The 15,727-nt window shown below is 37.7% G+C and carries 11 protein-coding genes; 9 read left to right on the top strand and 2 right to left on the bottom strand.

Annotated elements, in window-relative coordinates:
• Positions 1-135: 135 nt before the first annotated feature.
• The 6 genes from RCG20_RS03160 to RCG20_RS03135 all read left to right on the top strand — a co-directional run bounded on the left by RCG20_RS03160 (position 136) and on the right by RCG20_RS03135 (position 7,348).
• The gene (locus RCG20_RS03160; RefSeq protein ID WP_308182783.1) at positions 136-3,825 is read left to right on the top strand and encodes a nitrate reductase subunit alpha; all 3,690 of its coding nucleotides are present in this window, start codon (positions 136-138) and stop codon (positions 3,823-3,825) included.
• Complete coding sequence (gene narH / locus RCG20_RS03155) at positions 3,815-5,341, top strand: nitrate reductase subunit beta (RefSeq protein ID WP_308182782.1); 1,527 nt, start codon at positions 3,815-3,817, stop codon at positions 5,339-5,341. The genes RCG20_RS03160 and narH overlap by 11 nt, the downstream gene beginning before the upstream one ends.
• Positions 5,334-5,864 (top strand): nitrate reductase molybdenum cofactor assembly chaperone, encoded by a 531-nt coding sequence (narJ, locus tag RCG20_RS03150; RefSeq protein ID WP_308182781.1) that lies wholly within the window; start codon positions 5,334-5,336, stop codon positions 5,862-5,864. The genes narH and narJ overlap by 8 nt, the downstream gene beginning before the upstream one ends.
• Positions 5,865-5,877: 13 nt before the next feature.
• Positions 5,878-6,600, top strand: a complete 723-nt coding sequence (gene narI, locus RCG20_RS03145; RefSeq protein ID WP_308182780.1) for a respiratory nitrate reductase subunit gamma — start codon at positions 5,878-5,880, stop codon at positions 6,598-6,600.
• Positions 6,601-6,693: 93 nt separating this feature from the next.
• Positions 6,694-6,948, top strand: coding sequence for a hypothetical protein (locus RCG20_RS03140; RefSeq protein ID WP_308182779.1), 255 nt, complete (start codon positions 6,694-6,696; stop codon positions 6,946-6,948).
• 208 nt (positions 6,949-7,156) lie between these two features.
• Positions 7,157-7,348 carry a cold-inducible protein YdjO-related protein gene (locus tag RCG20_RS03135; RefSeq protein ID WP_308184277.1) on the top strand — a complete coding sequence of 64 codons (192 nt, stop codon included), beginning with the start codon at positions 7,157-7,159 and terminating at the stop codon, positions 7,346-7,348.
• Between the two features lie 145 nt (positions 7,349-7,493).
• Here RCG20_RS03135 and RCG20_RS03130 read toward each other — a convergent pair whose 3' ends face one another.
• Positions 7,494-7,676: a hypothetical protein gene (locus tag RCG20_RS03130; RefSeq protein WP_308182778.1), complete on the bottom strand. Its 183-nt coding sequence runs from the start codon at positions 7,674-7,676 to the stop codon at positions 7,494-7,496.
• Between the two features lie 171 nt (positions 7,677-7,847).
• Between RCG20_RS03130 and RCG20_RS03125 the strand changes: the two genes are divergently transcribed.
• Together RCG20_RS03125 and fdhF are read left to right on the top strand one after the other, a co-directional pair.
• Positions 7,848-10,004 (top strand): PAS domain S-box protein, encoded by a 2,157-nt coding sequence (locus RCG20_RS03125; protein ID WP_308182777.1) that lies wholly within the window; start codon positions 7,848-7,850, stop codon positions 10,002-10,004.
• A gap of 131 nt (positions 10,005-10,135) precedes the next feature.
• The gene (gene fdhF / locus RCG20_RS03120) at positions 10,136-12,211 is read left to right on the top strand and encodes a formate dehydrogenase subunit alpha (RefSeq protein ID WP_308182776.1); all 2,076 of its coding nucleotides are present in this window, start codon (positions 10,136-10,138) and stop codon (positions 12,209-12,211) included.
• A gap of 875 nt (positions 12,212-13,086) precedes the next feature.
• Here the strand turns inward: fdhF and RCG20_RS03115 are convergent.
• On the bottom strand, positions 13,087-14,199 hold the full coding sequence (locus RCG20_RS03115) for an IS110 family RNA-guided transposase (protein WP_308182774.1): 1,113 nt from the start codon (positions 14,197-14,199) through the stop codon (positions 13,087-13,089).
• Between the two features lie 664 nt (positions 14,200-14,863).
• On the opposite strand from RCG20_RS03115, the gene RCG20_RS03110 reads away from it, so the two are divergent.
• Complete coding sequence (locus RCG20_RS03110) at positions 14,864-15,682, top strand: LysM peptidoglycan-binding and 3D domain-containing protein (RefSeq protein WP_308182773.1); 819 nt, start codon at positions 14,864-14,866, stop codon at positions 15,680-15,682.
• The last annotated feature ends 45 nt before the right edge of the window (positions 15,683-15,727 follow it).

The following is a 15,727-nucleotide window of genomic DNA, read 5'->3' as shown; positions in this document are numbered from 1 at the left end:
ATTATCCATATTTATTCTTTTAAAACATTTTCCTTAGAACAAATTACATGTATTTCCCGCTACCCCTTCTTTTTGAATACAATTACAAATTGTGGGTATCTTACTAGTAAAAATGACTATAGGAAGGTGAAAGGAATGGATCGTAAACGAAGCCCACTAATGAAAAAGCTAAAATTCTTTGGGCAGACAGAAGATATTACCAATCATGCTGTTCTATCTCCAATGGATAGGGAAACAGAAAAGGTCTATCGGAGAAGATGGCAACATGATAAAACGGTTCGAACGACACATGGAGTAAACTGCACAGGTTCTTGTAGCTGGAAGGTCCATGTCAAGGATGGAATTATCGCATGGGAAACACAGCAGACCGATTATCCATCAACAGGCCCGAATATGCCGGAATATGAACCAAGAGGCTGCCCAAGAGGAGCGAGTTTTTCATGGTACACATATAGCCCACTTAGAGTTCGTTACCCCTATATTCGAGGAGCATTATTAAAGCTTTGGAGAGAGGAACTTGAAAAAACTAAGGACCCTGTAAAAGCTTGGCGTGAAATCACAACAAATCCAGACAAATCGAAAAGATATAAGCAAGCGCGAGGAAAAGGCGGGCTTGTTCGGTCAAGTTGGAAAGAATTGAACGAATTAATTAGTGCAGCATTAATCTATTCCATCCAAGAATTTGGTCCAGATCGTATTTTCGGATTTTCACCAATTCCGGCGATGTCCATGGTGAGCTATGCTGCTGGTGCTAGATTTTTATCCCTAATCGGAGGTTCATTACTAAGTTTTTATGATTGGTACGCTGATCTTCCACCTGCATCACCACAAGTTTGGGGAGAACAAACCGATGTTCCAGAAAGTTCAGATTGGTACAATTCCTCTTATCTGCTTGTATGGGGCTCAAATGTTCCGCAAACAAGGACACCAGATGCCCATTTTATGGTTGAAGCAAGATACCGGGGGACAAAAGTCGTTGCTGTAAGCCCTGATTATGCAGAGTTTGTAAAATTTGCAGATAACTGGCTCCCCGTTCGAGCTGGAATGGACGGGGCACTTGGTATGGCAATGACACATGTTATTTTGAAAGAATTCTATGTTGATAAGGAAACAGAATATTTTATTGATTATGCAAAGAAATTTACTGATTTACCATTTTTAGTAAAATTAAAGCCTTATGGTGATCAATTCATATCAAGCACTTTTTTACGGGCAAGTGAAATCAATCCGACGATTGCTAATGGGGATTGGAAAACAGTTGTTTGGGATCAAAATAAGAACCAATTTGCCTTTCCAAATGGAACCATTGGACATAGATGGGAGGATAAAGGAAATTGGAATCTCCATCTAAATGATACTGAGCAGGATTATAAGGATATTAAACCATTGCTAACTATATTAGGAAATGAAGACAAAATTGTCCCAGTAGCATTCTCGCAATTTGAAGAAGAAAGCACAGTTATACTCAAACGGTCTGTACCAGTAAAGTCATTTGAGCAAAATGGTGAAACCGTTTATTTCACAACGGTTTTTGATTTAATGCTATCAAAGTTTGGTATTTCACGAGGTCTTGAAGGTGATTTTCCGAAAGATTACGATGATCCAAAACCATATACTCCAGCTTGGCAGGAAGCGTTGACTGGTGTAGATCGAAAACTTGCTGCTCAAATTGCCAGAGAGTTTGCACAAAATGCTGTTGATTCTAAAGGACGTTCTATGATCATTATGGGATCAGGCATTAACCAATGGTACCACGCAGATGCCACCTATCGAACCGTATTGAATTTAGTTCTACTTACTGGTTCACAAGGTGTTAATGGTGGGGGTTGGGCACATTATGTAGGCCAAGAAAAGGTACGACCACTTGAAGGATTTTCAGCCATTGCTATGGCAAGAGATTGGGGTGGACCTCCAAGACTTCATACTGGAACATCATTCTTTTATTTTGTAACAGAGCAGTGGAAATACGATGACCAATCGATGGTCGATCAAGTTTCTCCACTGGTAGATAAGCCACGTTATAATCACGGGGCTGATTACAATTATCTTGGAACGAGGCTTGGTTGGACGCCTTCTTATCCACAGTTTGATAAAAATCCAATTAAAATGGTCGGAGAATCTGGTCTTACAGATAAAGACGAGATCGTGCGATCAATTGTAAAAGATGTCAAGGAAGGAAATACAAAATTTGCCATCCAAAATCCAGAGGATCCAAAAACATTTCCCAAAGTTATGTTTGTCTGGAGAGGGAATTTAATCGGTAGTTCTTCAAAAGGACATGAATATTTTCTCAAGCATCTGCTCGGAACACATAATGGTGTTCTAGGTGAGCAAAATACTGAATTGAAAACAGAAGAAATCGAGTGGGGGGAAGACTCCGCTGAGGGTAAGCTTGATTTAATGATTAATATGGATTTTAGAATGGTTAGCTCAGGGCTCTTTTCAGATATTGTGTTACCTGCTGCCACTTGGTATGAAAAATACGATATCAGTAGTACGGATATGCATCCGTTTATTCATCCCTTTAATCCTGCTATTGCAGCCCCCTGGGAGTCGAGGTCTGACTGGGATACATTTAAGTCAATAGCAAATACATTTTCAGAGATGGCTGAAAAATATTTTAAAGAGCCTATTCAAGATATCGTTGCTACACCATTGTTACATGATTCGCGTGACGAAATTTCAGAAGCATGTGCGTTTGGAAAAATTCCTGACTGGTTGCATGGTGAACAAGAACCTGTTCCAGGTCAGAATTTTCCTCGTCTACACATTGTTGAGCGTGATTATCCAAAGGTCTATGATAAATTTATTTCGATCGGCCCAATGGTGAAGGAGAAAATTGGCGCACATGGAATTGGTTGGAGCGCAAAAGAAGAGTATGAAAAATTAAAAGAAATTATTGGAAAAGCAACCACTACTAAGGAATACAAGGATCATCCAAGTATTTTGACAGGCAGAGATGCTGCAGAAGCCATTTTATCTCTATCAAGCTCTACAAATGGTTCACTTGCTATGAAGGGTTGGGATGTATTAGAGAAAAAGACAGGTCAAAAACTTAAAGACTTGGCTGAAGAAAGAGCAGAAGAACATCTTTCTTTTAATGATATTACTGCACAACCCCGTCAAGTAATTTCTACTCCTGTTTTCAGTGGAACAGAAACAGGTGGCCGTAGGTATTCACCGTTCACGACGAATGTGGAGAGATTAGTTCCGTGGAGAACGTTAACTGGAAGACAGCATTTTTATTTGGATCATGAAATGATGCTCGAATTTGGGGAGGAATTCCCGGAATTTAAACCGCCATTAAGAAAAGCGGCTTTTAAAACAGGTGATAATGTACCGTCAGGAATGGGCAAGGAAATATCTTTACGCTATTTAACACCACATTTTAAATGGTCTTACCACAGCACGTATTTTGATAACTTACTTATGTTAACACTTTTTAGGGGAGGACCAACCATTTGGTTAAATCGGGATGATGCAGAGGAAGCAGGTATTACCGATAATGATTGGCTGCAAATTTATAACCGCAATGGAGTTGTTGTTGCAAGGGCTGTTGTAACACATAGGCTACCTAAAGGAGTTTCCTATATGTACCATGTTCAAGAACGGCATATAAATGTTCCAGGTTCGCCTATTACAAAACAACGCGGGGGTACTTTTAATAGTCCGAATAGAATCTATATGAAGCCGACACATATGATTGGTGGATATGCCCAATTAAGCTATGGCTTTAATTATTATGGACCATGTGGTAGTCAGCGTGATGAAAAAGTAGTAATTTGTAAACTTGATCGGAATGAGGTGAACTGGCTTGAGGATTAAAGCGCAATTTGGCATGGTTATGAATCTTGATAAGTGTATTGGTTGTCATACCTGTAGTGTTACCTGCAACAATACATGGACAAACCGTCAGGGTGCAGAATACATGTGGTGGAATAATGTTGAAACAAAACCGGGTGTTGGGTATCCAAAGGAATGGGAAAATCAAGAAAAACATAAAGGCGGCTGGTTGTTAAAGGATGGAAAACCTGAACTAAGAGCAGGCGGGAGATTTTCAAAGCTACTAAACATCTTTTATAACCCTGATTTAACGAAGTTAGATGAGTATTATGAACCTTGGACATATGATTATGAAAATTTAATTAACAGTCCAGAAAGTAATTACCAACCAGTAGCCCGTCCAAAATCCCAAATAACAGGGGAGTACATGGACATTAAATGGGGACCGAACTGGGAGGATGATTTAGCGGGGGTTTATAAGACAGGGAAAGACGACCCAAATTTGCGAGGAATCGAGGAAAAAGTAAAATTTGAGTTTGAACAGACGTTTATGATGTATTTGCCCAGAATTTGTGAGCATTGTTTAAATCCAACTTGTGTCTCTTCTTGCCCGTCAGGTGCTATATATAAGCGAGAAGAGGATGGTATTGTTTTAGTTGATTCAGATGCCTGCCGCAGCTGGCGATTTTGTATGACGGGCTGTCCATATAAAAAGGTTTACTTTAACTGGAAAACGCATAAAGCTGAAAAATGTATTTTTTGTTTTCCGCGGATTGAAGCAGGACTTCCAACAGTTTGTTCTGAGACTTGTACCGGAAGAATTCGATATATTGGTATTGTATTTTATGATATGGACAAGGTTGCTGAAGCCGCTTCTGTTACAGATGAAAAAGATTTATATGAGGCACAGTTGGGTATTTTTCTAGACCCCCATGACCCTAATGTAATCGAAGAGGCAAGAAAAGCAGGCTACCGAGAGGATTGGATTGAAGCCGCACAAAGATCACCAATCTATAAACTTGCAGTTGAACAAAGGATTGCCTTACCACTCCATCCAGAATACCGTAATTTACCGATGGTATGGTATATACCGCCACTTAGCCCAATAATGAGTGCCTTTGAAGGTGGACTTGATGGTATTAGTCCTCATGTCGTATATCCTGCTATTGATCAACTTCGAATTCCAGTTGAATATTTGGCAAATCTATTAACCGCTGGAGATTCGGAAGTGATTCGGAAAGTATTAAAGAAAATGGTGGCTATGCGTAGTTTTATGAGATCAGAAAATTTGGGTAAGCAGCCAGATAAAAGTATTCTGGATGCTGTTGGAATGACAGAAGACAGGATACGTGAGATGTACCGACTGTCCGCAATCGCAAAGTATGACGAGCGCTATGTCATTCCATCTTCTCATCGTGAGGATGCTGCCAATACGTATTTAGGACAGGGAACTGTAGGGTATGATTTTATGGAAGGATGTTCAGAGTGCTCTGTAAATCCAAATATGCCAGGGGATTATAAATTTGGTGAGGATTATTGGGGGAAAATAAATGGATGATTATCAACGAATTTTTAGACTTGCATCGATTTTGTTGCAGTATCCTGACAAAGAATGGATGGATACAGAAGAGTTCTATGAAGAGATTGGAATGATTGAAAATAAGTTAGTAAAAATATTATACAAAGAGTTCATGAACTATTTAGTAGACGTACCTTATTTTGAATTATGTAAGACATATACCCAAACATTTGATTTTAGCGATAAAACAACCCTGTATCTCACATATCCTGTCTTTGGTGAAAATATTGACAGGGGAAAAGGGCTGCTTAAATTAAAGGATGAATTTTCTGGAGCAGGGTTTCCCTTGGAGAGTGATGAACTTCCGGACTACTTTCCATTAATCTTGGAATTCTGTTCGCTTGCACCTATCGAAGCAGTTCATAAAATGTTATTGATTCACCGCAAAGCAATTGATCAGCTTTTAAAGGAATTGACACTCGCAGAAAATCCATATCAATTTATTCTTCAGGGATGTATTCAAGAAATTGAAACAATTTTAAGCAATCAAAAGGCTTCATAAGGGGGGAAAATATATGAATTATTTTGAAAACCTTTTCTGGGTCGCTTTCCCTTACATTATGCTTACGATGTTCGTTGTTGGACATATTTATAGGTATAATGTGGATCAATTTGGCTGGTCAGCTAAGTCAAGTGAATTCCTAGAAAAAGACAAGTTGAAATGGGGTAGTATCCTTTTCCATTATGGGATAATCTTTGTATTCTTTGGCCATGTAGCAGGTGTATTGGTTCCATTAGTTGTGTACAACACTTTAGGAATCACCGAGCACATGTATCATCTGGGTGCTGTCTGGATTGGGGGATTGGCAGGAATAGCAACCATCATTGGGGTATTACTTTTAATGATAAGAAGGTTTACTGTTAAACGTATCTTTGTTAACAGCACCTATCGTGATGTTATCGTGCTCATCTTGTTAACGCTTACTATTTTTTCAGGCTTTTTCAATACCATCTGGTATACAGGAAGAGGTGTCGCATTTGAATATCGCGAAACCATTAGCCCATGGTTTCGAGGTATCCTTTACCTTGACCCAATGCCAGGACTCATGACAAGGATTCCATTTGGTTTTAAAATTCATGTTGTTTCTGCCTTCCTTCTATTTGGAATTTGGCCGTTTACAAGACTTGTTCATGTCTGGAGTCTTCCATTAGAATACTTAGGTCGCCGTTATGTTGTATATAGGGCTGTTCATACGAGACGAGCATTAATGATGCAAACAAATCGAACAAAAAAATAATATAATCGACAATTTTTTTAAAAAGCGCTTGCAACAATTATAATAATACCCGAAACTAATCTTAAACTAGTTTTAAATGGGGGTATATTAATTATGATTGCAGAAATAACAAAATTTCAAAATTGCCAAGTTGTTATCAATACCTATTCTGATGAAGAGCTCATTCAAAGAGATGGCTTTTGGTTTGAGCATATTGTCGAAGATCATGGTTTTCTCCATTTTATAAAAGCTGGTACAATCGTATCAAGGATTGAAGTTGATGGTCGGAAACTAACAAAAGAACCTATATTTAAAAACTTTTACACTATAAGGGAAAATAAGCAACGAACTGAAATTTATTTTCCGTAAGATTTTGACAATGGAGCCTTTGAGGTTCCATTGTTTTTTTTGATAATACAATCAAATATTCATTCCTTTGCCTTTTCATATTAAAAAAAATGGTTTTGAGCATAATAATAAAGATAACTCCGCGATTTGTTAGCTCTTAGGAAAAGTAGAGGTATATGTCGTGTGATAAAGAAAAATATCCTTTTCTACATAGTAAAAACAGGAGGCGATTCCCATTTTTTATGGCAAAAGGAACAACAAAGAAGAGGTTGAAGTTATTCTTGTTGATACCGAAGTTTATTCATGCACAGATGGTTCTTGTATTGGTTGGATGAGAAAGGATTTTGTAACGGAAGATCTGCATTGCCCGATGTGCGGTAATGTGATGGCCGAAGAGGTAAGGGAACTTCCTAAAATGTAAATAATAAAGACTGCCGATATAGGCAGTCTTTTATTCATAATAGGGTCTTTATCTATGAACGTTGATTACTGTCAATCTCTGGGTGCCACCTACTTTATGATCTATTGATGGCTAAATAACAACCAGGCAGAGAATATAACTTTCTCTATAAATTTTCATTTTGTTGATGGATTTCATCGCCAGTTATTAGAATATTTGCTTCCTCCTGATATTGATACTCTTCAACTGAATCACCGGGCATATGTTTTGGATTAGGAAAATTGCTCCCGTTTGCAATAGTTACTTGCTGCTTTTTAGGTGCGGTTGTAGAATAGTCTTTTTCAACCATGATTTCATCTCCTTTTTCAAAGGATTTACTACAGCTAAAAAGATTATTCTTAATTTTAGGGAGTAGGATTAAAATAAAAACTCTCTATTCCCTTTTTAAATACTTCCAATATGGTAAACTTTACATTACAATCATAGTAGAAAAATATAGAAACAGGAGTGATGTTCGATCATGTATGAAATGATCGGTTCTGTTCATCCTATAATGATCATGATCGCCATAGGATTAACCATCATGGCTTCTTATACCGCATTGGATATGTTTATTTTAGTAAAAACTTCGGAAAGCAATAATCGACTTTTGTTTTTGGGTGGAACTTTTTCAATGGGAATTGGTATATGGGCAATGAATTTTATGGGGTTAATTGCATTTAATATCAGCCATTTCTCAAGTTTTCAAATTTTATTATTGACCCTATCAATTTTTATTGGGATTGCATTCACGGGGATGGCCTTCGTGATTTTGCTTGGCAAAGAAATTGGATTTTATCATTTAATTATTGGTAGTTTATTATTGACGTTAGCAGTTATTTCGATCCATATTATTGGAATTTACACAATGAATTTGGCAATCACATATAATGTAGGGTTGTTTTTTTTATCATGTTTATTCATTTTTAGTTTATTTGTAGTTTCATTTTGGCTTTTATTTCTATTTAAAGGTTTTTCAAAAGGGAATAAGGCCTGGCTTAAGCCAATAAGCTCAATTATCATTACTTTTGCAATTGCAGAAGGTCATTTTCTTTTAAAAAGAGCATTTCTGACTATTACAGGTGAAATAGCTAATAGTTCCAATTTCTTCGATACGTTCGTCTTTTATTTAGCCGTATTTGTATCAATCTTAATTTTTGGAGGTCTAATTAGTTCGAGTGCCCTAATAAGTAAAAAATTAGCGGTATCAGACACGAATTTAAAGGATATAAAATCAGCTCTTGATGAGTCATCAATTGTTGCGATTACAGATTCTAAAGGTACTATTTTATACGTGAATAATAAATTTGAGGAAATTTCCAAATATAAAAAGGAAGAAATAGTAGGTAAGAACCATCGAATTTTAAATTCCGACTATCACCCAGAGGAATTTTATCAGAACTTGTGGCAAACAATTGGTGAAGGACGTGTTTGGAAGGGTGAAATTCGTAACCGGGCAAAAGATGGTTCCCATTACTGGGTTGACACGACAATCGTCCCATTCCTTAATGAAAAAGGAAAGCCATATCAGTTTATAGCTATTCGAACAGCGATTACTAATCGAAAAAATGCAGAAGAACATTTAAAAGAAACATTAAAAGAAAATATCGATATTAAATTTGCCCTAGATCAATCCTCAATCGTTGCATTTACAGATGCAAAAGGGTTGATTACAAGCGTAAATGATAAATTCTGTGAAATATCTAAATACAGTCGAGAAGAAATAATTGGGAAAAACCATAGTGTTTTAAATTCGGGTTATCATCCGAAGGGATTTTTCCAAGAACTCTGGAAATCTATCGGTGATGGAAAAGTTTGGAAAGGTGAAATTCGAAATAAGGCTAAGGATGGAACTCTTTACTGGGTTGATACGACTATCGTTCCCTTTTTGGATAAAAATGATAAGCCATATCAATTTCTTGCCATCCGAAATGATATTACCGAACGGAAGAAAACGGAGGAAATCCTTCATCGGCAAGATAAACTAGCTGCGGTTGGCCAATTGGCTGCAGGGGTTGCACATGAAATTCGAAATCCGCTTACCTCGATGAAAGGATACACAGAATTTCTTCAATTAGATGAAAAAGACCCAGAGCGGTTAGAATTCTTAAACATTATTCTTGATGAAATTGAAAGGGTAAATACAATTGTGGAGGATTTTATGGTCTTGGCCAAACCACGAGCAGCTGAACTTGAAGAGAAAAATGTCATCCCTGTTATTAAAAATGTTATCTCCTTACTTGAATTTGAGGCAAAAAAGAAAAATGTTCATTTGTATTTTGATTACTACCAAGAAATTATCCAAATTGAATGTGATGAAGGCCGATTGAAACAAGTGTTTTTAAATTTTATTAAAAACGGAATTGAAGCAATGCCTGATGGAGGAGATTTACATGTTAAAACGTATATTCATGATCATAATGTCCATATATCCATACAGGACACTGGCGTAGGAATTCCTAAAGAAAAATTATCTAGGCTTGGAGAGCCATTCTACACAACTAAAAAAAGTGGTAATGGGCTTGGATTAATGGTCAGCTTTAAGATTATTGAAAGCCACAATGGTAAAGTTTTCGTTGAAAGTGAACTAAATAAGGGAACAACCTTTAATATTTTGTTGCCTTCAAAAACAGCTTGAAAAACGGGGATAAACCCGTTTTTTTATTTGGGAATACTTTTTTTCAAAAAAAAAGGCAAATTTTTTAAAAAAAATAAAGCTAAACACATCATGAATAGATTAATATATTATTATGGGCATCATGTTTTTTTATGGGAGGGAAAACGATGGCAGAAGCAAGTTTTATAAAATCAGTTTGTGGATATTGTGGGACAGGTTGTGGCCTAATTCTTGAAGTCCAGGAAAATAGGATTGTGAAAATTCGCGGTGACAAGGATGCGCCAGTTAATAAGGGGCAAACATGTGTTAAGGGCTCTTTTGCGTATGAATATGTTCATGCAAAAAACCGGCTTCATACACCACTGATCAGGAAATCTGGAAAACTAGTTGAAACTACATGGGAAGAGGCCTACCAATTTATTGTTGAAAAGCTAACAAAAGTTAAAACTACTTGGGGCCCAAGAGCTATTTCCTTATTCGCTTGTGCACGATCGACGAATGAATCCGCTTATGTTACACAAAAATTTATGAGAACTGTGATTGGTAGCAATAACATTGATGGATGTAACCGAACCTGACACGCAGCGAGCGTTGCCGGTCTGGCAACCATATTTGGTAGTGGTTCACCAACAAATACGATTGATGATTTTGATAAAGCTGAAGTTTTACTATTGATGGGATCTAATACAACAGAGGCACATCCGATAATTGGAAACAGAATTAAAAAAGCAGCAAAAGCAGGTCTTAAAGTTATTGTTATTGATCCAAGAAGAATTGAAATGACGAAAATTGCCCATCGGCACCTACAAATTAATATAGGTACAGATATTGCTTTGATTAACGCAATGATTCGAGTCATTTTAAAAGAAGGCTTATGTAGTCATGAGTTTCTTCGTCAATTTACTTTTGACCTCGAAGCACTTGAAAAACAAGTAGAACGATATACCTTGCAGTATGCTGCTGAAATTACAGGTGTAAAAGCAGAAGACATTGAAGCAACGGCAAGGGAATACGCTGGTGCAGGCAGTGCAATGATAGCGTATACATTAGGAATTACTGAGCATCATTGCGGTGTAAATAATGTATTCGATATTGGAAACCTCGCATTGTTAACAGGCAACATTGGAAAAGAAGGAAGCGGTATCATGCCACTTAGAGGACAAAATAATGTCCAAGGTGCCGGTGATATGGGTTGCTTGCCAAATCAATTGGCGGGATCAATGAGTCTAACAAATGAAGAATATCGGGCACGATTTGAAAGTGAATGGCAAGTACCACTTAATCCTGAAGTGGGAGATACACAAACAAGAACATTTGATAGGATCGAATCAGGGGATGTAAAAGCACTATATGTCATTGGTGAAAATCCTTTACTTGCAGATGTACACATGAATCATACGAAGAAGCTGCTGGAAAAACTTGATTTATTAATTGTTCAAGATATTTTCCTGACTGAAACTGCTAAAATGGCAGATGTAGTTCTACCTGCTCGGTCATGGGGTGAAGTAGACGGAACGTACACTAATACTGATAGAAGAATCCAAAGAGTTCGCACAGCTGTGAAGGCCCTTCCAAATGTAAAAGAGGATTGGCAAATTCTTTGTGAATTATCAACTAGAATGGGTTACCCAATGAGTTATAATAATAGCGAGGAAATTTGGGATGAGGTTAGAAAACTTGCATGGGAGATGTACGGTGGAATTTCCTATGCAAGACTTGACCAAGAATATAGTGTTCACTATCCATGCCCAGATGAAAGTCACCCTGGCACATTCATCATGCATGAAAGGTTTCACCAGGAAATTCAGCCAGGAAGTACGAAGTCATCATTTGTTCCAGTTGACTATACACCACCGTTAGAATTGCCTGATGAGGAATATCCTTTTATGTTAACAACAGGTAGAAGATATGAATCTTATAATACCCATACACAAACTCGTTATTATGCAGCGGGAGTGAAAATCAAACAAACAGAAGAAACTGTTGATATCCATCCTGATGATGCAAGAGATTTAGGGGTAGTTGATGGCGAGGTTGTACAGGTTCGTTCAAGACGTGGAGAGTTACAGGTAAAGGTAAAAGTAACGGAACAAGTAGTACCTGGGCTTGTATTCATGAGTTTTCACTGGAGCGAAGTTCCAACTAATATTCTTACATTAAATGAATTCGACCCAATATCAGGTACAGCAGAATATAAAGCATGTGCTGTTGCCATTTCACGAATTTAATATAAACAAAAAAAGTACTGCTAGAAAATTAAGTAGTTCCGTTTTTGTGGAGAAACATTTCAAATAACCTAGGATATAGCATATCAATTAACTTACAAATTGGTATGCTATTTTTTATTGATATAACACTATTTTTAGCTTAATGGGATCCAAAATAACATAATAAATAGCTTCCAAATAACAGCGTGACAATCATCATGGTCATTGTCCGAAATAGGGTGTTATTTTTGTTGTTATGCACTTATGGTAGACAAACCATGTAGGAGAGAAAAGAAAACGTCTTCATGTAACGTTCTATGAAGCTTGTCTGTTGATTCCCGCTCCAGGTGCTCAGCGAATACGGGGCGGTGGGTGAGCCTCCTGATATGAACGAAACTGTCAAGGCCCCCACTCCAAAATAGGTTTTGCTTTGTTTTTGGGTACTCTTAAGAAGAGAAGCTATTTTCGGCTTCTTGTCTTAGTAGGTTATTTAGCCATTCTGGCTAGAATAGCTCCTTCTTTAGCTTACTGACCACTTCTCACCTCTTGGAATAGCTGTCAAGTGCTCTTCTTGACAGCTATTCCAAGAGGTGAGACACTTTTTTAGCTAAAGATGAAATGATCCTTCCTCCTTTTCTTTTTTTGAATAGAAGGTAAGAACACGGCACGAAGGCAAAAATCTCTACAGCGGTTAGCGCTCTGATATTCGTGGGTTTTCACATTTTATCTTTCCGTATAAAGGCCTTATCCACTAACTCGGGACGTGCGTTAATCTATTTAGATATAGCACAGAGGAGGCACGTGGATTTTCCTTTCCGGTTTTTCTCTTTGCCTTCGAGCCCTATTCTCATTTTTCTATTTATACATCTATCTTGCTTTGAGGAACACGTAACCTTTTAAGCTTGAGGGATATCTTCTACTTCTTGCATCACTGCCCAAATAAAACCTGCCAATTCTCGCGCTACTGCTGTAATGGCTTTACCGCTTTCTTTCCCTCTAGATGATAAGCGGAAATACTTTTTGTGGAGTCGGTTCTGTGCTTTCCACGATATTGCCTGAATCGTTGGCGATTGGCCACTTTGCCGTCTTTGTAGTTCTCCTTTAATAGAGGGTTGATACCGATAACTCCAGGCAGACTCTACCAATAAACGCCGTACGTGTCGATTACCTGTTTTGGTTATTTCTCCTTGTCTCCTTTTTTCACCACTCGAATACTCGCTAGGGATTAAACCAACATAAGCCATGAATTGCCTCGGTGTAGTAAAACGTTTAAATGAACCGATTTCTGCTACAATACTTGTCGCTGTAATAAGAGCTACTCCTCTTAATGATTGGAGTGCTTGAATTTTTTTGGCATGGACACCTTCACTCGCTAGAATTTTAATTTCTTCTTCTAACCTTAGAATACGTTGTGCTAACTCTTTGAGTTGGTGGTAGTATTCCTGGAAGGTTACTTGTAGCGAAGGGTTTTCAAATTTTAAAGTGTCCAGCCATCTGAAATACTTGATTGTCCACTTATTTACTCCAGTAGGAGGTTTAATATCATTACGCAGTAAAAATTTACTTAATCGGTGTTTCCCTCTCAGTTCGTCTTCTTTGGCATCTTCTCTACATCTAACAAGATCACGCAGTGCTTCATCTTCTGGAGTTGGTACATAAATTGGAGTCAACTCTCCAGCCCGATATAAATGAGCTAAGCGAACAGAGTCCCTGCGATCCGTTTTAATACGTTCTCCAGGTCTTTTAGGAATAAGAGACGGGGCAATCACCGAGCAGTGAATCCCTAGTGTGATAAATAGTCGGTACAATGGATATCCTGTCGGACCAGCTTCATAACACACACGCAGAGATTCCGGGCTGCCCAATTTTTTCATTAATTTCCTAACTTCTTCTGGTGTATGAGGAATCATTCCATGGTATCTAGGCTCCCCTCGGCCCTCATCGGCAATAGCGACTGCAATTTTTTCCTTTGATACGTCTAAACCTACATATTTAATGGTATCCTTCATAATGACTAGCTCCTTCCGTAATGTAGCTCTGATTTGGTTTTTTGTTTTTCATCAGTAAACATTCTAACCAAATTAACCTACGAATTTACGAGTAAGGAGCTAGTTTCGTTCATGATAACTCGGCGTTTAAACGCCTGCTAGGTCTCCACCAATTTCATTAAAATAGAGGCTTTTTTGGAATCAATGGTGGTCTTTGCTTCCATTAGACAGTAGAAATAGTGGCCTTCGAGAATCATTAGGGATCTTTGGATGTTTTCAGATTTTTCTAGTTTTTCTACTTGAGTTGATTGGAGCGGAGGGCACTTGACTCCTGCGGGATTAGAGGGAATGGGAGACCCCACAGGCGGTACGCCGAGGAGGCTTCCATCCCTCCCCGCGGAAAGCAAGTGCCCGGAGTGGAAATCAACGGGCAAAGTTATACAATCAACAGGGTGTCAAATGAACAATGAGCTTTAAAATAGTCAATGTAATTTTGGGCTCATTAATGTGAAATAGTTTTTTTAAAAGCATAATTAATAAATAGAATATTCTATCTCTTAGAAATGCTATCGTAATATAATTGCCATACATGTAAACCATTATTAACCTCCCTGTTCTTTGCTCTGGAATAATCAGTGTTATGATTATCACTGTTAGCTGCTAAAAGAACATGGGAGGTACAAATATGATAAAAACAATTAAAACATTAATTGCAGTTGCTGCACTCTCAGGAACTGTAAGTGCTAATGTACAGGCCGCAGAGGTAAAAGTGGATAAGGGAGACACGCTTTGGGAACTTTCACAAGTACATAATGCGTCTGTAGATAACATAAAAAAATGGAATAAGCTTTCTACTGATCTCATTCATCCTGGCGATGTTCTATCAATTTCATCTGAAAAGCAATATTTAGTAAAAGATGGAGATACATTATGGGACATAGCTAAAGAATATAAAATATCGATTGATCAACTAAAGATATGGAATAAGTTAACCACGGATCTTATTAAACCAGGGTTAAAACTTGTTATCTATGAAAATAATAGCTCAGTTGAGGTTGGAACCTTGAAACCAACCAAAGTTAAAGCAAGTAAGGCAACAGTAAGCAACCGATCAGTTATTAAACCGACGTTACCTACTGTGAAGAAAAAAAATCAACCGGTAAAAAGAATTACGAAAGCAAAGCCGAAAGCGGCTCCTGCACAAAAAGTGAGTAAGAAGGTTATTAATGTGAAGGCAACGGCTTACACGGCTTCTTGCAAAGGTTGTTCAGGTGTAACAAGAACTGGTGTTAATCTGAAAGCTAATCCTAATGCTAAGGTAATCTCAGTTGATCCTGCAGTTATTCCTCTTGGCTCTAAAGTATTTGTTGAGGGATACGGATATGCTACCGCAGCTGATACTGGCGGAAGCATTAAAGGAAACAGAATAGATGTCTTTGTCCCTTCAAAAGGAAAAGCAATGAATTGGGGATCTAAACAAATAAAAGTAACAATTATAAATTAGCAAAAAAAACTGCCAGAGCGGCAGTTTTTTTTTTGCTAATTTTGA

The sequence above is a fragment of the Neobacillus sp. PS3-40 genome, from assembly GCF_030915485.1.
In the GTDB taxonomy this organism is placed as follows: domain Bacteria; phylum Bacillota; class Bacilli; order Bacillales; family Cytobacillaceae; genus JAUZPL01.
The sequence above is the reverse complement of the archived record's forward strand: the minus strand, read 5'-3'. Positions and strand labels throughout refer to the sequence as shown.